This is a genomic window from Ruminococcus sp. AM42-11, assembly GCF_003480145.1.
Taxonomy (GTDB): Bacteria; Bacillota; Clostridia; order Lachnospirales; family Lachnospiraceae; genus Blautia_A; species Blautia_A faecis.
Window position 1 is genome coordinate 26,792 of record NZ_QUIO01000015.1, and the last position, 16,135, is coordinate 42,926.

Annotated in this window: 15 protein-coding genes and 3 pseudogenes; 1 reads left to right on the forward strand and 17 read right to left on the reverse strand. The window is 44.0% G+C overall.

All coding sequences use genetic code 11. The features are described from left to right. Positions 1 to 136 precede the first annotated feature (136 nt). Both DW904_RS10345 and DW904_RS25460 read right to left on the reverse strand, forming a co-directional pair. Entirely contained in the window at positions 137 to 556 is a 420-nt protein-coding gene (locus DW904_RS10345) for a twitching motility protein PilT (RefSeq protein WP_118580215.1), read from the reverse strand. 224 nt (positions 557 to 780) lie between these two features. Further along, positions 781 to 894: pseudogene (locus tag DW904_RS25460) on the reverse strand (DUF6783 domain-containing protein); the annotation flags it as partial. Between DW904_RS25460 and DW904_RS25465 the strand changes: the two are divergent. Then, positions 871 to 921 (forward strand): annotated as a pseudogene (locus DW904_RS25465) (DUF6783 domain-containing protein); the annotation flags it as partial. The pseudogenes DW904_RS25460 and DW904_RS25465 sit on opposite strands and share 24 nt — an antisense overlap. A 40-nt stretch (positions 922 to 961) precedes the next feature. Here the strand turns inward: DW904_RS25465 and DW904_RS10350 are convergent. The 15 genes and pseudogenes from DW904_RS10350 to miaA all read right to left on the reverse strand — a co-directional run bounded on the left by DW904_RS10350 (position 962) and on the right by miaA (position 16,135). Continuing rightward, positions 962 to 2,017: a D-alanyl-D-alanine carboxypeptidase family protein gene (locus tag DW904_RS10350; protein ID WP_118580218.1), complete on the reverse strand. Its 1,056-nt coding sequence runs from the start codon at positions 2,015 to 2,017 to the stop codon at positions 962 to 964. After that, positions 2,014 to 3,174, reverse strand: a complete 1,161-nt coding sequence (locus tag DW904_RS10355) for an FtsW/RodA/SpoVE family cell cycle protein (protein WP_118580221.1) — start codon at positions 3,172 to 3,174, stop codon at positions 2,014 to 2,016. The genes DW904_RS10350 and DW904_RS10355 overlap by 4 nt, the downstream gene beginning before the upstream one ends. A 4-nt stretch (positions 3,175 to 3,178) precedes the next feature. Next, the gene (gene minE / locus DW904_RS10360; protein WP_118580224.1) at positions 3,179 to 3,421 is read right to left on the reverse strand and encodes a cell division topological specificity factor MinE; all 243 of its coding nucleotides are present in this window, start codon (positions 3,419 to 3,421) and stop codon (positions 3,179 to 3,181) included. Between the two features lie 91 nt (positions 3,422 to 3,512). After that, a complete protein-coding gene (gene minD / locus DW904_RS10365) occupies positions 3,513 to 4,295 on the reverse strand; it encodes a septum site-determining protein MinD (protein ID WP_118580227.1) in 783 nt (260 codons plus the stop codon). A gap of 130 nt (positions 4,296 to 4,425) precedes the next feature. Further along, entirely contained in the window at positions 4,426 to 5,211 is a 786-nt protein-coding gene (locus DW904_RS24520; RefSeq protein ID WP_347562111.1) for a penicillin-binding transpeptidase domain-containing protein, read from the reverse strand. Next, the gene (locus tag DW904_RS10370; protein ID WP_279254385.1) at positions 5,181 to 7,244 is read right to left on the reverse strand and encodes a penicillin-binding transpeptidase domain-containing protein; all 2,064 of its coding nucleotides are present in this window, start codon (positions 7,242 to 7,244) and stop codon (positions 5,181 to 5,183) included. Before DW904_RS10370 ends, DW904_RS24520 begins: the two co-directional genes overlap by 31 nt. Before the next feature lie 62 nt (positions 7,245 to 7,306). Then, positions 7,307 to 7,834: a rod shape-determining protein MreD gene (mreD, locus tag DW904_RS10375; protein ID WP_118580230.1), complete on the reverse strand. Its 528-nt coding sequence runs from the start codon at positions 7,832 to 7,834 to the stop codon at positions 7,307 to 7,309. Then, complete coding sequence (locus tag DW904_RS25470) at positions 7,824 to 8,396, reverse strand: rod shape-determining protein MreC (RefSeq protein WP_347562103.1); 573 nt, start codon at positions 8,394 to 8,396, stop codon at positions 7,824 to 7,826. Before DW904_RS25470 ends, mreD begins: the two co-directional genes overlap by 11 nt. Continuing rightward, positions 8,393 to 8,821 (reverse strand): hypothetical protein, encoded by a 429-nt coding sequence (locus DW904_RS25475; protein ID WP_347562104.1) that lies wholly within the window; start codon positions 8,819 to 8,821, stop codon positions 8,393 to 8,395. Before DW904_RS25475 ends, DW904_RS25470 begins: the two co-directional genes overlap by 4 nt. A 55-nt stretch (positions 8,822 to 8,876) precedes the next feature. Continuing rightward, entirely contained in the window at positions 8,877 to 9,890 is a 1,014-nt protein-coding gene (locus DW904_RS10385; RefSeq protein WP_118580233.1) for a rod shape-determining protein, read from the reverse strand. 84 nt (positions 9,891 to 9,974) lie between these two features. Then, on the reverse strand, positions 9,975 to 10,688 hold the full coding sequence (gene radC, locus DW904_RS10390; RefSeq protein ID WP_330382811.1) for a DNA repair protein RadC: 714 nt from the start codon (positions 10,686 to 10,688) through the stop codon (positions 9,975 to 9,977). 261 nt (positions 10,689 to 10,949) lie between these two features. Beyond that, complete coding sequence (locus DW904_RS10395) at positions 10,950 to 12,506, reverse strand: FAD-dependent protein (protein ID WP_347562105.1); 1,557 nt, start codon at positions 12,504 to 12,506, stop codon at positions 10,950 to 10,952. 1 nt (position 12,507) lies between these two features. Beyond that, the gene (locus DW904_RS10400) at positions 12,508 to 13,710 is read right to left on the reverse strand and encodes an NAD(P)/FAD-dependent oxidoreductase (protein ID WP_118580236.1); all 1,203 of its coding nucleotides are present in this window, start codon (positions 13,708 to 13,710) and stop codon (positions 12,508 to 12,510) included. A gap of 105 nt (positions 13,711 to 13,815) precedes the next feature. Continuing rightward, positions 13,816 to 15,092 (reverse strand): annotated as a pseudogene (locus DW904_RS10405) (methionine gamma-lyase family protein). A gap of 92 nt (positions 15,093 to 15,184) precedes the next feature. Continuing rightward, positions 15,185 to 16,135 (reverse strand): tRNA (adenosine(37)-N6)-dimethylallyltransferase MiaA, encoded by a 951-nt coding sequence (miaA, locus tag DW904_RS10410; RefSeq protein WP_118580239.1) that lies wholly within the window; start codon positions 16,133 to 16,135, stop codon positions 15,185 to 15,187.

A 16,135-nucleotide genomic window follows, 5' to 3' on the forward strand; every position in this document is an offset into this window, starting at 1 on the left:
GATTGTAGGAATGATTTTTCAAACAGGTTCTAAGGCGCACCTCAAAAAAGGACATGACCCACAGTCGAGTCATGTCCTTATGTACCTCTAATTTGGTTTTACTGAATTTATAGCTGCAATATCATATTATCCGAGATTATAATGCTACTGCAATCTTATCCTGTAATGCTTCCGGAATCTCTTCTTTGTCAAGCGAAATACTTACAACTATTGAAATTCCATATTTCTCACCGATCTTGTCCAGCTGATCAAGTGTATCTGTAACATCAGCGTCTTCCAACTTGGAAACCTTAAGGAAGCTGTCCAGATAAATCTGCTCAAGATCGTGATCCTGAGAAATAATACCACAAATGAAACCTACGAACTCATCTGCATTCTTCAATGGATAAGAGGAAACGTCAATAAGACGTACCTTATTGTTAAGCTCATACATATGTTTGGTACTCTTGTCAAGGTAAACAATGCTTCCGTTGGCTTCTTTCACCGCACCGTTTACTCTGTCTAAGAGCACTTTTGTTTTGCCTTTGCCTTTCTTTCCTACGATCAGTTCAACCATGATGTTTTCCTCCTTAGACAATATGATATTAAATTTTTACCAAAAACCTTGTTTAATATGTTTCATATTATAGTATAATTTTTCTAAATTTTCAAGAGTTTTTTTAATATTTCTGTCTATTTTTCTCAATTGTGGCTACGATTCATAAAGCGACTGACTAGTACATCGTTTTCGAAATAACTATGCCTGCACACTCGAATCCACATCCTACGCGATTGGTGTAGTTATTTACGAAACGATGTACTAGAGCGTGTTTGAAAAAGGCTTTCTGCAAGATGTGCGTCACGATTTGTGGGAGATTTTGCCCGGATGAGGGCGCCGTAGCGGGCTACGGCAACCGAATTCGGGCAAAATATACCGCAAAGTGGAGCGTGCAGATTGCGGGAATGATTTTTCAAACAGGCTCTAGTTTATATTCTGCAAAAGGGACGACATCTGCTCATAAAGCTCGTCTTTTGTGGAGGCACCCATTACAATGGAAATGTACGGCTTTCCATAAGCATTCTGGCTCAGCAACGCCAGACAGTTACCTGCATTGTCCGTAGTACCGGTCTTTCCACCCAGAATAGTCACATTCTTAGGAGGGGTAGCTTCTCCTGTGAGATAATGGTCTGTGGCAAGTAATGTGGTACTTGCACTGCTTCCGTCCGCATGAGTATATTCTACTGTATAAGATCCGGACTGTGTAATTTGAGTAAACTCTGGATAATTCAAAGCTTCCTTTAACATCAGATAGATATCATAGGGAGTGGTATAATGGTTTTCATCCTGCAGTCCATGAGGATTGGTAAAATGAGTTCCGGTACAGCCAAGTTCCCTGGCATAACTGTTCATCATCTCCACAAACCCATCTGTAGAACCACCCACATGCTCTGCAATAGCCGCTGCTGCGTCATTACCTGAATAAACCAGCAGACAATGAAGAAGCTGATCCATAGTCACCTGGTCACCTGCCCAAAAGCCGCAAACCTGTGAACCCTCCTCCAGATTCAGATTCTCCTGTGTAATGGTTACTACGTCATCCATATTTCCATATTTCAGTGCCAGCATAGCTGTCATGATCTTGGTGATACTTGCCGGGTATACCTTTTGAAGTGCCTGTTTGGAATAAAGCACCTTTCTGTCATCCAGATCCAGAAGAAGTCCTTTCTGGTTTTCCCCAAGGGAAACACCATCCATCGGAACATCTGATACGACCACACACAAATTCTTAGCAAAACCATCAGCTCTCAGGCTGTCTAAGTCTGTAATTCCACCAGAAAACTCTCTGGAAGCTACATATGCATCCTCCAGCTTATCAAAAACAGTTCCATTTCGGAGAACATAAATTGCACCGATCCCAGTACCGCCAAGCACAACCAAAAGCAACAGTAAAAGAACAGTATTTCTGATCCTCTTTCTTCTGGAGCTTCGAAATCTTGCCTGTTTACGTCTTGAGTTCTTCTTTTTTGCGGCTGTCATAAATATTCCTCTTTCTTATCAATTTCTTTTCTCTTAAGTTCTTTATTATAAGTACTGCTCTGCAGACCTACATTCATCACAAGCCCCATACCGATAAACAAGCTGACCAGGGAAGTCAGACCATAACTTACAAAAGGAAGAGGCGTACCAGTATTCGGTGCCAGTCCAGTAGCAACGCAGATATTCAAAAAACTCTGAATAGCTACAACACTGCCAATTCCGCAACAGATAATCTTCCCGGCCAGATCCTTGGCCCTGAGGCTCATCCTGATACATTCAACTGAAATCAACAGCAATAATGCGACCAAAGTCGTACATCCTATAAATCCATACTCCTCTCCGGCAACTGCGAAGATAAAGTCGGTCTGGTTCTCTGCAACAAAGTTTCCAGCATTTACAGAAGAAACCTGGTCATCCCCGGTAAGTTTTTTTCCAACCAGTTCTCCGGAAGCAATCGCCGTCTTCGAGTTATTCTGCTGTTCAATATCCTCCTGGTATTCCTCGTTTTCCGGGTAAAGGAAAGACATAATACGTGTTCTCTGATAATCCTTGATCAAAGTCTGATCTGGCTGCACAACAATAGACAAAAATATGATCAGAAGGGGAACCGCGATCAGGATCGCACCTCCGATGATTTTGTAACTCAGTCCTGCTATATACAGCAGAATACAGAAAATAATGGTTACCGTAATGGTATTTTTCATATCCGGCTGTGCATAAATAAGAGCCAATGGAACAGCCAGAAGGAGCACTGATTCTGCCAACACCCTGAAAGTATTGATATCATCTTCATGGTCCATAAAAAACTTGGCAAAAAACAGAATAATAATAACTTTGGAAAGCTCGGTAGGCTGAAAACGGAAGCCACCGATATCCAGCCATCTGGACGCACCTCCAGCCTCACTTCCGAACAATCGTACACCAATAAGCATAAGCAGATTAAAACCATACATGATCCACTGGAAATTCAATATCCAGGAATAATCCATTAACGATAAGATCACCAGCAACACAAGCCCCATCACAACGCCCAAAAGCTGTTTATTTCGAAGATCTGGCGATGCACTTGCTACCAGCTGCACTCCAAACAGACTGATCGCAGTCAGAAGGATCACTAGTTTAAAATTGTAAAAACGTAGCTTATACTGTTTAATCATAAATTTATCTGTCCTTTTTCGTCAACACAGGGATATAGGCCATTAAGACAGGCGGTTCCTGTGATATCTGTATTTTCACTTTAGTTTCCTCTATGGTCACATACTTCTTTACTGTATGTACCAGATCGCTTTTTAACATTTTCATCATCTGTGGAGAGCATTCTATGCGTTCTGAGATAAGAAGAAGTTTCATCCTGTCGCGAGCATATCCTGCTGAACGCCTTCTTTCATTTAAAAAGGTCTTCATGCAAAATCCCTCCATTTCAGAGCATTAGTTGACATAACATTATTATAAACAACCAACATGCTATTTTGCGTAACTAATTATTACCTGAATATCAATGTCTTTTAAACAGTCGCGAAAACATACCTTTCTTCTGTCTGAGTTCTGCAAAGGGAACTTCCTCGCCCATAAGCCGTTTACAAATATTCCGGTATTCCTCCTCTGCCTGAGAATTTTTACCAGAAAGAGGCTCTCCCTGATTGGTTGCTATCACAATCTGCTCGTCATCTAAAAGAGTTCCAATCAGATCTACAGCCAGAATCTCTGTCACATCATCCACAGACATCATATCTCCCCTGGCGATCATGTCAGGACGAAGACGGTTGATGATCAGATGGATATCCCGCAGATCATTTGCTTCCAGAAGACCAATGATACGATCCGCATCGCGAATTGCGGATACCTCCGGGGTCGTCACTACAAGAGCTTTATCTGCACCTGCAATGGCATTCTTAAATCCCTGCTCAATTCCAGCCGGACAGTCCAGCAATATATAATCAAACTCCTCCCGCAGATCATCCGTCAGTTTGATCATCTGTTCCGGTGATACGGCGGTTTTATCCTTAGTTTGCGCAGATGGCAGCAGATAGAGCTCCGGATGCCGCTTGTCTTTGATCAGAGCCTGTTTCAGACGGCAGCTTCCATTCACCACATCTACCAGATTATATACGATCCGGTTCTCCAACCCAAGCACAACATCCAGATTACGAAGACCAATATCCGTATCCACAACCACGGTTTTCTTTCCCATCATAGCCAGACCAGTTCCTATATTGGCAACTGTAGTGGTTTTTCCTACACCGCCTTTTCCGGATGTAATGACAATGACTTCACCCATTTCTTCTGATTCCTCCTAAACAAAATGTTCCAAAATCCTGGTATTTCTCTTATGGATATGCCTGCCGGAACACTCCCGGCAGGCATATCCAGTACTGCTGATCAGACTATGAACAGCAGCAAAATCGTTTTTAGTCATTCGATGTATCACTGGTATCTGTAGAAGCAATACCTGTGAGAATAGAATCTTTATCTGCAAGATTGTACATATATTTAAAAATATCATTAGCAATCAGACATGCATTACCGGAGCTGTATCCATTGGCAATACGGATTGCCACCGCATACTCCGGATCAGAGGCCGGCGCATAACCGATAAACAGACCATGGTTTGGATGGCGAAGATCCAGCTCTGCTGTACCGGTTTTACCTGCCACTTCTACTCCAAGACCATCAAACTGGGAATGAGTCTGGATCACACGACGCATACCATCATGGATCACATCCCAGATATTTGAAGAAATATTTACCACATCCTCGATTTCCGGCTCATACTCCTGAATCACCTCTCCCTTCGGGTCCATTACTTTGTCCAGAAGAGTCAGTTTAAATACATTCCCGGAAGTAGCCATAACAGTAGCATAACGAGCCAATTCAGATGTAGTAAACAGGTTATTTCCCTGTCCCATATAGGATGGAACTGCTTTGGCATCGGAAACCTTCGGAGTTGCCTCTGAGAGCTCGATTCCAGTCTTCCGATCCAGACCGATCAATGAGGCATATTCCTGAAGCTTATTCAGACTCTGCACCTCGGAGAACTCATTGTCCCCAACTTTTCCCAGCTGAAAACCGATCATGTTAAAGAAATAGTTACATGACTGCTCGATTGCTGTACGGATATCCAGACTTCCATGACCATTCTTATACCAGCAATTAATAGGCGGATCTACATAGTCAAAAGTTCCGGTACATTCAATATATGTACCTCGTCAATAATTCCTTCTTCCATTCCTGCAATTGTTGAAAGAAGCTTTAAAGTGGAACCTGGTGCAGTGGTTTGCTGGGTCGCTTTATTGAAGAACGGACTGGACTGGTCAAGTGCCAGTTTTGCATAATAATCTGTATCCATATCATTGGTCAGACGATTATTGTCATATCCGGGATAGGAAACAAGTGCAACTACATCTCCAGTCTTTACATCTACAACCACAGCGGACGCTGAGCATGGCATTAATGCCAGCTGTGCAGGCTCTATCTCCAGAGTGTATATCTTGTTGATCATGAAATCATAAGCTCCCATTGCTCCGGAAGCCAGATTCTCATAATCATCATCATTTTTGTCAAGGACTCCCTGCTCATAAAGCACCAGGCAGATTTCCTGTCCGGAAATTGTATCTTCCTGCAGCATGTATTTGTAAAGGAGCTTGGAAAATCCAGTATCTGTACTGAGATAGTCGATAATATATGCTGTCAGTGCCTGATAAATTTCCTCAGAATCCAGATACTCTCCTTCCGGTGAAAAGCTGCTGATGTCGATCCAGCCCTGGCTTGTGGCATAAGTCAGGTAATCCTTCAGGCTGATGGTTTCATCTGTTGTCCAGGCCTTGTAAGTAGCATCTGATGTATCAATGGCATCTTTGGAAATAATTCCAAGCGTGTCTCTAAGAAGGTCATTACAGATGTAAGACAGATATTCCTGTGTTTCTTCATCTTCATCCTTATAGGCTGGCGGGTTTGAGCCATTCAGCTTCGTGCTTATTGTATCAAAAACTCTCTGCTGCTTTTGTTGAAATTTGGCATATAAATTTTTTTCTATGTCAGAGGCATCCTCATTGCTGAATTTGGTGATGTCAATCACACTGTTGGAAATCAGGGCATTGTATACATCATAAATAGGAATACGGATCTGACTGGCATCTGTGACATACGTGTAATCAAAAGTCTTTGCCGCATCAATTTTCGTCAGAAGAACACCAGCCACACGCTGTTTGAGGATCTGATAGATTGCCGATTGCCAGTCAGTATCAATAGTAAGCTGCACATCATCTCCCGCAACCGGCTCTACTTTGGTATCCTCGTCAATTTTCAGAACCTTTCCAAGGTTATCAACAGAAACCGTCTCCTTGCCGTCTGTTCCCTGAAGGGTAAGTTCCATATACTGCTCAATTCCTGCTTTACCTACGATCGCATCATTGGAATAATCCGGATTCTGTTTCCGAAGCTCTGTCAGCTCCTCGGAAGAAGCCTTACCTGTATAGCCAAGGATTGGTGCCATACTTTCATCATCAATATACTGGCGGATGGAATCCTCAACCACATCAATTCCCTGCAGTCCGGTCTTATTCTCCATGATCGCAGCTACCGACTTTTCACTGACATTGGTAGCAATGGTAACCTGCATATATTTCTTAAAGCTGTTGGTATTCAATTCATAGCGGATAGTTGCAATATCAAGCATTTCCTGCTTGGTCAAAGTAAGAGGCAGACCATGGGAGGTCAGTTCATCCTCTGTATAAGCACGATCACCGCTAAGAACGATAGAAAATTTCTCGGAACCAGTGAGAAACTCCATCATCTGATCCGCAGTCGCCGTCTTCTGTTCATCTTTCAAATCATCGATCAATGCCTGTCCATAAATATCAGCACGGAAACGGTTCAGGGTAAAGCCCTCAGCAACATCAAAAGCATACTCTCCATTCTTATCTACCACAATATGGAAGGAATGGGTAATATCATCTCCGTTGCTGTGAAGAATCTGAAGCACCTGATAGGCTACACCATTTAATGTAAGATTCTTCTCCCTTGTAGAAGTGTAAGTTCCATTATCCTCCAGTGTCAGAGAATAGGAAAGCACATTAGATGCAAGAATATCACCATTTCTGTCCAGAATATTTCCGCGGGTGCTCTTGAGCACACGCTCTTTGGTTGTCCTGGCCTGGAATTTGCTGATGTAATCCTCTCCCTGAATAATCTGCAGATCAAATAATCTACGCACCAGAACAACTGACATTATCACAAATACCAAGATCAGGACTGTTGTTCGTTTTAAACTGATTTTTTTGAAAATTCGTTTTATTTTAGTACCCAAATTGACTCACTTTCTTTCCTGGTTATGTTCATGTAGTGATAGTTTATGTAACGGAAAATCCGGTATACAATCAAGGTAATAAATACCGTGTAAAACATTTCCGGGATAATGATCCTGTACAGATAAGTCCCAAGTCCCAGTCTGCCTCTTAGGAGGAACTGCAACCCATAAACAGACAGATTATATAAAAGATCTGCAATTGCAGTCAGAAACATAGGAACCTTCACATCATCATCGTAATAAATCCTGTGCGCATATCCACTTAAATAACCAATATACATATAGATCAAAGCATAAAATCCAAATACGGATCCAAAGAACAGATCCACAAAAAGCCCTGAAAAAAATCCTGCCCAAAGGCCGCTTTTGCGCCCGCGCATAAGCCCCATGGATACACAGAAAGCCAGCATCAGATTAGGAGTTACAGAGCCAATAGAAATCAGATCCATAACCGTACACTGCAGAAGAAAACATATTACGATCGTAAGAAAATAGACAATCTTACCCTTCATCTGCGCCCTCCTGTCCGTCTGCTGCACTGCCGTCAGTATTGTCGCTACTCTCCTGACTGCTGTCGCCAGAGGTACTGTCAGAACTGCCGCTGTCAGAATTACCTTCCACCTGCGCGGTTCCGTCTACCAGATCCTGCTTATTCACAGTAATAACAAATACATCCTTCAAATGAAGGAAATCCACAGGTGTTACAATGGTTCCTGTCTTAGTCAGGTTATTGCTGTCTACCTGCACTTCGCTTACATAGCCGATAAACAATCCTTCTACAAATTTCTCACTGATATTGGAAGTGACAATACGTTCCCCGACAGTCACCTTGTTCTCCTGATCATAAAGCTGCTCAAAGCGAAGCTTTCCTTCATCAATCAGTTCCAGGTCTCCGTTTACAATACAGTTATCAGAAGTGCTTACTGTCATGGCACTTACACTGCTGCTGTCATCAATAATGGAACGGACAGTAGCCCAGGAGGAACCAACTTCTGTGACAATTCCAACAAGCCCCTTGCCTGCGATCACATTATTATCGACCCTTATCCCATCATCAGAACCTTTGTTGATCATAAAGGTATCGTACCAGTTTCCAGGATCTTTGGAATGATAGTCGCAGCTACCTTCGGATAGTCCTCATAGGTCTGGTCCAAATTGTAAAGCTCTTTCAGTCTCTGATATTCCCCTTGATCCTGGATCAGTTTGTTATTCTGTGTAGTCAGGCTGTCCAGTTCTGCTTTCAGCTCTTCATTTTCAAAAAGCAGATCCTGTTTGTCCTTGAAGCTGTCCCTGACGGAACGGACCATACTGCCGATCTTTTCAATGCTTTTTTCAAAAGGAACTATGACAATTCCTGCTGTTTCCTGCAAAGGAGCTGTGGAAATTCCTGAAGCAAATGTAGCAACAATACAGCTCAGGCAGAAAAGTGTCATAATCGCCAGCAAATGTTTACTTTTCAGATTTATGCGAAATCGAAATTTTTTCTTAAGGTTTTTCATAAAATGGCACCCCTAAAAATTTATGATTTATAACTGTTCAGTACCTTCACAGTTACTATAATTTTCTTTGTGTGATGGGCTGAGCCCATTTACGAAGTTCTTTGTCGTGGATGATCTTCTCCAGCCCTTTGACGGCTGAAGTTTCGTAAAGATCTGACAGGTTAAAAGAATAGCCTGTATAACTTGCCAGATATGTATCAATATGAGGGATTCTGGTGCTCCCTCCGGTAAGGAAAATGCCTTCTTTCGCAATGTGGTAGGAGATCTGCGGCGGGATACGTTCCAGAAAAACTTTCATCTGGGCACCGATCTCATTGACACAGTTCATGATTCCCGCATTGACTACATAGGCAGAAATAACCTCTTCCCTGGGAAGACCGGAAACACTGTCAATTCCTACAACCTTACGGGCCTGCTTGTGCTGGTCTGCAAGCCGTCCCATTACCAGCTTCAGCCGCTTCCCAGTACGGGTGCCGATCTGAAGATTATAACGCTTGCGTACTTCACTGCACACTGCCTCATTCATCTGACGTCCGCCAATTGGAATCTTCTTATTTATGATAATACGGCCTCCCGTAACAATGGAAAAATTCGTACTCTGGGCACCAATATTTACGATCATGCTTCCTGCATTGTTCTCCAGATCCACACCCATAGCTATGGCATCTGCAATAGGAGCCTCTACCATGTAAACCCTGTTCTTCCGCAGCCAATGTCCATTCGCCACCTGATAATAAGCTCTTTTTTCAATAGCAGTCATGTCCAGAGGAACTGCAAAGTACATGACAGAGCCTATTCCCAGAATTTTATCAATTTTTTTCATCATACTGTAAAGTACAATTTCCTGCAGTTCCAGATTGGCTATCATACCAAAAGCCATCGGCGAACTTACGGAAATATCAGAGGGTGCTTTCTCAAACATTTCATACGCTTCGTTGCCCACGGCTATGATTTTGCGGCCCTTGGCCGCAATCATGTTCTTCTCAATGTAGCTTTTATTTCGAATCATGGAATAGACCTTGACGGAACTGCTTCCAAGGTCTATTCCATATGTTTTTTCAAACAGCATATATCTGTCCCTTCATCATTACTATGCCCTGCAAAAACAAATACCCGCCACTGGTTTACAGACGGCGTCAGCACTTCCGGCGGATCATTCCTCTGGCATCATTCCCTGTTCTTTAAAGCTAATGTATCTCTGGTCACCGATCACAACGTGATCCAGAAGCTTCACCCCAAGAATCTCCCCAGACCGGTAAATACGCTCTGTAATTTTCTTATCACATTCACTGGGCGTAGGATCTCCGCTTGGATGGTTATGAACCAGGATCACACTTACAGCGTGAAACTTCAATGCTTCCATAAAAACCTCCCTTGGAGTGATCAGAGTTGAATTCACGGTTCCCCGGGAAAGCATCTGCTCGCCAAGAAAATGGTTTTTTCCATCCAGCAGCATAACGATCAATATTTCCTGCTCTTCGTGCCGGAGACGTTCCATATAGTATTTTGCTATCGTGATGGGTTCGTTAAAAGAAAGTCTTGGTCTGGCAACAGCAGACGCCATCCGCTTGGAAAGCTCCCCGATACATTTCAGCTGGACGGCCTTGACTTTCCCGATTCCGTTCACCTTCATCAGATCCGGAATGGACATATGTAAAAGTCCCAGAAGTCCCGGATAGGAGGTATCTTTCGTAAGACTTAAGATTTGATTGGCGAGTACAAGAGAATTGCAGCCTTGTACACCGCTTCTCAGGATCACTGCCAGAAGCTCGCTGTCGCTGAGCACGGATGGTCCCCACTGCAGACATTTCTCATAAGGACGTGACGACTCCGGCAGTTCTCTGATGGTCTGTTTCATTTCATTCATATCTTTCACCTGCAGTTCTCCAGGACTGACAGGATACTGCTCACGCCATACCTGAAACTTACTTCGCACAGCTTTGCCAATGAACAGTAATGGGACTGTTCTTCATGTCATAATAAGCAGATACTTCTTATTCCCCGAGACACAAAGACAAATTCCCCCGCACTGTGTTTCACAATGCAGACTCATTTTAGCATAAAAAAGGAGAGATGTACACTCTCTCCTAAAAATTTCTGAACTTTTTAGAAACAGCTTCCGCTACTTTTATGCCATCCATAGCAGCAGAAGTAATCCCGCCTGCATATCCAGCGCCTTCCCCACAGGGGTAAATCCCCTCATAGTTTGCTTCCAGGGAATCCTTATCACGGACAATACGCACCGGAGATGATGTTCTGCTTTCCACGCCGGACAGCACTGCATCAGGACGGTCAAAGCCTTTGATTTTTTTCCAAAAGCAAGAACACCCTCTTCTATGGAATCACCAATCTCTTTTGGAAAAATACTGCGCACATCACCTGGAACACAGGCGCCCTTAATACAAGGTTCTACATCTTTAAGTCTTGTACTCGGCTTATGCTTCTGATAATCCTCAAACAACTGTACCGGAACCTTACCATTTCCAGCTTTCCACGCTGCGCGCTCCAGATTGCGCTGGAATGCTACGCCGCCCAGAGGCCCCTCTTCCGGAAAATCAGCCGGAGTTACCGATACGATCAGCGCACTGTTTGCATTGCGGCTGTCCCTGGCCTGATAGCTCATACCATTTACAGCAAGCATCTCCGGTTCTGAAGAAGCGTTTACTACATAACCGCCCGGACACATACAAAAAGAATAAACACCACGGCCATTTTCACATGTGTGGGTAACTTTATAAGCAGCAGCTCCAAGTTTCTCGTTTTCCTCTTCCCCATAAAGAGCCAGATTGATCATGGACTGTGGATGTTCCATACGTACACCTACTGCAAAAGATTTTGGTTCCATATAGATTCCTTTTTTCTCAAACATGAAAAAGGAATCTCTTGCGCTGTGTCCAACTGCCAGCACACATACCTGGGCCGGAATCCTTTTTTCCCCATTTATCTCAATTTCTTTTAACTGACTGTTTTCAAAAAAAAGATCTGTCACTTTGGAACGGAACTGGAATTCCCCGCCCATTTCCTCAATTTCATGGCGAAGAGTCTCCACCACGCCAACCAGCACGTCTGTACCAAGATGTGGTTTCTGCTGATAGATAATTTCCGACGGTGCACCCGCCTGCACGAAACGCTTCAGTACTTCATGATTTCTTCCTGAAGGATCTTTTACCAGAGTATTTAGTTTTCCGTCGGAAAAAGTACCAGCACCCCCTTCACCAAACTGCACATTGGAATCCGGATCCAGTACGCCATTTTTCCAGAAATTCTCGACAGTCTTCTGACGGACATGCGCTTCCTCTCCCCGTTCCAGAACCAGGGGGCGGTAACCTGCCTTCGCCAGATACCAGGCACAAAAAATTCCGGCAGGTCCGCTTCCTACAATGACCGGCGGATATTTCAGTTCCTCTTCACCAGGAGATGGAAATGTATATTCTTTTTTCTGAGTTAACATAATGTTATTATTGTGAACTCTTCGAAAGATCTTGCTTTCCTGGTTTTTATCCTGCAAAGACACATCTACCGTATAAACAAATTTTTTATCCTCTTTATGACGGCAATCCAGTGACTGCTTCACTATTTCGTAAGTGAAGCCTTCATTTTTCAGACGAAGCTCCTTACGGATCTTTTGGCTTAACTCTTCCGGGGTATGATTAATTGAAAGTTTCAGCTGGGTAATTCGAATCATGTTATTCTCCTTTTTCAAACACGCTCTGACATTTACTGGCATTCACTCCTGCAACATAACCGCTGGACCAGGCCCACTGCAGATTGTAACCGCCACATTTCCCATCAATGTCCAATAGTTCTCCTGCGAAATATAAGCCTGAATTTCGTGTGGATTCCAAGGTTTGGGCGTTAACCTGCGTAGTATCAACGCCGCCTGAGCACACCTGTGCCTGTTCAAAAGACTGATAACCAGTCACTTTAAGCGGATAGCTGCTGATTGCTTCTTCCAGATCATTTGCTGACAAAAGCACTTTTGCAAGCTTATCCGGGAAAAGTCCGGTCAAAAAGTCTTTTTTTCCTTTATAGGGGCAGTTTTCCTTTCGTATTTTCAGAAAAGCTTTCAACTGTTCCCGGGAAAATTCTGGCAGAAAATTTAAAATCAGAGTCACATTTTTTCCCTGTTTCAGTGCACGGATTCCGTATCGGCTGACCTGAAACACCGGAATTCCAGATACGCCATAATCAGTAAGCTGTAGTTCTCCTGTTTCCTCTGTGACTTTTTTCCCATCCACAAGCAGCGTAATTCTGCCTTCTGTGCGGACACCTGCCCAGCCGGAAAAGCCTGTATTCTTGCATTTCAGGGCAGTTAAAGCCGGGAGAGGCTCTATGAGCCTGTGTCCCAGTGCTGCGGCAAGCTCATAACCGCTGCCATCGGAACCGGAAATTGCAGAAGCTTTGGAACCATTGGAAAGAATAACTGCTTCACCCTCGTATATCCAGCCTTCTACCTGAACCTTCCAGCTATCCTGTTCCTTAAAAACACGTTGTACTTTTTGGTTGGTCTTGATCTTTACCCCAAGATTCCGTGCTTCCATACACAATACCTCAGCAACGCTTGCTGCCTGTCCGCTATGCGGATAGAGATAGCCGCCGTTTTTATTCACAGGATAAATTCCAAGCCGGGTAAAAAATTTCACCGTGTCTTCTACCGGAAACTGATTCAGAACTGCCTGTTCAAAGCCTGGATTTTCGCTTCGATATGCATCAGACGGCACCTGGATATTGGTAAAATTACATTTGCCGTTTCCTGTAGCGCAGATCTTTTTGCCTGGTTTTTCATTTTGTTCCAATATGGTTACAGCGGCCCCGTTTTCTGCAGCTGCAATGGCCGCCATCAGCCCGGACGCCCCGCCGCCTGTAACGATAACACGTTTTTTCTCCATATAAACTCCCGTTTTTTACATCTGTTTTAAAGAACTTATGGTAACGGTTCAGCGCCTCCCTGTTACACGCCTGGCGTTGCACGAAAATTCATGTTTTTCATGATTTCACTGTAATTTTACCAAATCCTGCTCCACAAGTTTCTGCAAGGACATCATAACACCTAGTTTTGCATGCTCCCAGGTAAGTCCTCCCTGGAAATATACGGCATATGGCTCTTTCACAGGTCCATCTGCGGAAAGCTCAATAGAAGAGCCCTGTACAAATGCGCCAGCCGCCATAATGACCTGACTGTCATAACCTGGCATATCCCATGGCTCCGGATCAACATAACTGTCAACCGGGGCAGCAGCCTGAATTCCCTTACAGAATGCGATCAGACGCTCCGGACTTTTTAAAGTCACTGCCTGAATAATATCCTGCCTTGGCTCTGTGGAATTTGGAACCACGTCAAATCCAAGCTTTTCATAAATATTGGCTGCAAAAACAGCGCCCTTTAACGCACCCTTTGTCACCATCGGTGCAAGGAAAAATCCCTGATAGAAGGAACGGTTTACGCCAAGTGAAGCTCCCACCTCAGCACCAAGTCCCGGACAGGTCATACGGTAAGAAGCATTTTCCACGCACTCTTTGGTTCCCGCAATGTAACCGCCAATTGGAGCAAGTCCGCCGCCCGGGTTTTTGATCAGGGAACCAACCACCATATCTGCACCAACATCACTGGCTCAATCGTGTCAACAAATTCGCCGTAGCAATTGTCTACCATACAGATCACATCAGGCTTAATGCTCTTTACAAATGCAATCAGCTCACCAATCTGCTTTACTGAAAAAGAGGGGCGTGTCATATAGCCTTTGGAGCGCTGAATCTCAACCAGTTTTGTCTTCTCATTGATTGCTTTGCGGATATTTTCATAATCGAAAGTTCCATCCTCAAGAAGATCCACCTGACGATAAGTTACTCCGTATTCTGCCAGGGAGCCCTTGGATGGACGGATACCGATCACCTCTTCAAGAGTATCATATGGCTTTCCGGCTGGTGCCAGCATTTCATCGCCTGGACGCAGGTTTCCAAAAAGAGCAATGGCCAGGGCATGTGTTCCACACGCAATCTGCGGACGCACCAGACATGCTTCTGTGTGGAATGTATCCGCATAAACCTTTTCCAGAGTATCACGACCGTAATCGTTGTAGCCGTAACCGGAAGAAGAGCCGAAGCACTCCTCGCTGACACGGTTTTTCTGCATAGCCAGAAGAACTTTCATCTGGTTATATTCTGCAGTTTTGTCAAACTGTTCAAAACGCTCCTTTAAGGATTTTTCTATTTCATGGCAAAAATCATAAACCTGGGAAGAAATTCCCAGCTGCTCGTATAATTCTTTCATAATAAATTTTCCGTCTGTCTGACGGTATTCCTCCATTTTTTGTTTTCAAAGCGGGCGATTACCCCCTGTGGAAAATCTGATTATCGAAATAACTACTCTCCAGTTATTCCTTTTTCATGGCAAACGCTCAGCATATATTCCAGCATTTTATTCTCGTCATACCCGAACTCATCTTTATTCACCCACACTGTTTCCGGTTCTCTGTGGAACCAGGTGAGCTGGCGTTTGGCAAAGTGCCGGGTGTCGCGCTTCAAGATCCGCACAGCCTCTTCCAGCGGCATTTCTCCATCCAGATAGGCCAGGATTTCTTTATATCCAAGACCCTGCATGGAAACCATACCTCTGTGATAGCCCATGTTCTTCAGCTTCTGGACTTCTGCCACAAGACCGCTGGTCATCATTTCATCCACCCTCTTATCAATGCGTTTATATAAAAGCTCCCGTGGTGCATTCAGCACAAAGTATGCCAGATTATAGGGGCTGGTTCGTTCCTGCTGCTCCTCATTGTGTGCGGAAATAGGGCTATGGTTCTGATGATAAAATTCCAGTGCGCGGATTACACGCTTCGTGTTGTTTTCGTGGATCACTTCGGCGCTTTTGGGATCCACCTCTGCCAGCATCTGATGAAGATATGCAGGACCTTTTTCCTGGACAATCGCCTCCAGATCGGCCCGGTATCCATCGTCCTGCTCAGCCTGGGTAAAATCAATATCTCTGGTCACCGCCTGAATATAAAAGCCGGTTCCCCCCACCAGAATGGGAATATGTCCCCTGATGTAAATCTTTTCCATGGCATCCTTTGCCATCTGTTGAAAACGCACAATGTGAAATTCATCCTCTGGCGTCAGCTCATCCACCAGGTAATGGGGAACTCCCTGCATTTCTTCTGGCATGATCTTCGCAGAGCCAATATCCATATATTTATAAACCTGCATGGAATCTGCAGATATGATCTCGCCGCCAATGGCTTTTGCCAGAGAAATAGACAGCCTGGTTTTTCCAACTGCAGTAGGACCGGTAAGGACAATAAGAGGTTTTTTCAT

Bases quoted from the DNA above. Each gene is read 5' to 3' on its own strand.
- radC (WP_330382811.1), bottom strand. From the start codon at position 10,688: ATGAATGAAATGAAACAGACCATCAGAGAACTGCCGGAGTCGTCACGT.
- DW904_RS10350 (WP_118580218.1), bottom strand. From the start codon at position 2,017: ATGACAGCCGCAAAAAAGAAGAACTCAAGACGTAAACAGGCAAGATTT.
- minE (WP_118580224.1), bottom strand. From the start codon at position 3,421: ATGAAGACCTTTTTAAATGAAAGAAGGCGTTCAGCAGGATATGCTCGC.
- DW904_RS25475 (WP_347562104.1), bottom strand. From the start codon at position 8,821: ATGAAAAACCTTAAGAAAAAATTTCGATTTCGCATAAATCTGAAAAGT.
- DW904_RS10345 (WP_118580215.1), bottom strand. From the start codon at position 556: ATGGTTGAACTGATCGTAGGAAAGAAAGGCAAAGGCAAAACAAAAGTG.
- DW904_RS10355 (WP_118580221.1), bottom strand. From the start codon at position 3,174: ATGATTAAACAGTATAAGCTACGTTTTTACAATTTTAAACTAGTGATC.
- miaA (WP_118580239.1), bottom strand. From the start codon at position 16,135: ATGAAAAAACCTCTTATTGTCCTTACCGGTCCTACTGCAGTTGGAAAA.
- DW904_RS10385 (WP_118580233.1), bottom strand. From the start codon at position 9,890: ATGCTGTTTGAAAAAACATATGGAATAGACCTTGGAAGCAGTTCCGTC.
- DW904_RS25470 (WP_347562103.1), bottom strand. From the start codon at position 8,396: ATGATCAACAAAGGTTCTGATGATGGGATAAGGGTCGATAATAATGTG.
- minD (WP_118580227.1), bottom strand. From the start codon at position 4,295: ATGGGTGAAGTCATTGTCATTACATCCGGAAAAGGCGGTGTAGGAAAA.
- DW904_RS10395 (WP_347562105.1), bottom strand. From the start codon at position 12,506: ATGATTCGAATTACCCAGCTGAAACTTTCAATTAATCATACCCCGGAA.
- DW904_RS10370 (WP_279254385.1), bottom strand. From the start codon at position 7,244: ATGTCAGTTGTTCTGGTGCGTAGATTATTTGATCTGCAGATTATTCAG.
- mreD (WP_118580230.1), bottom strand. From the start codon at position 7,834: ATGAAGGGTAAGATTGTCTATTTTCTTACGATCGTAATATGTTTTCTT.
- DW904_RS10400 (WP_118580236.1), bottom strand. From the start codon at position 13,710: ATGGAGAAAAAACGTGTTATCGTTACAGGCGGCGGGGCGTCCGGGCTG.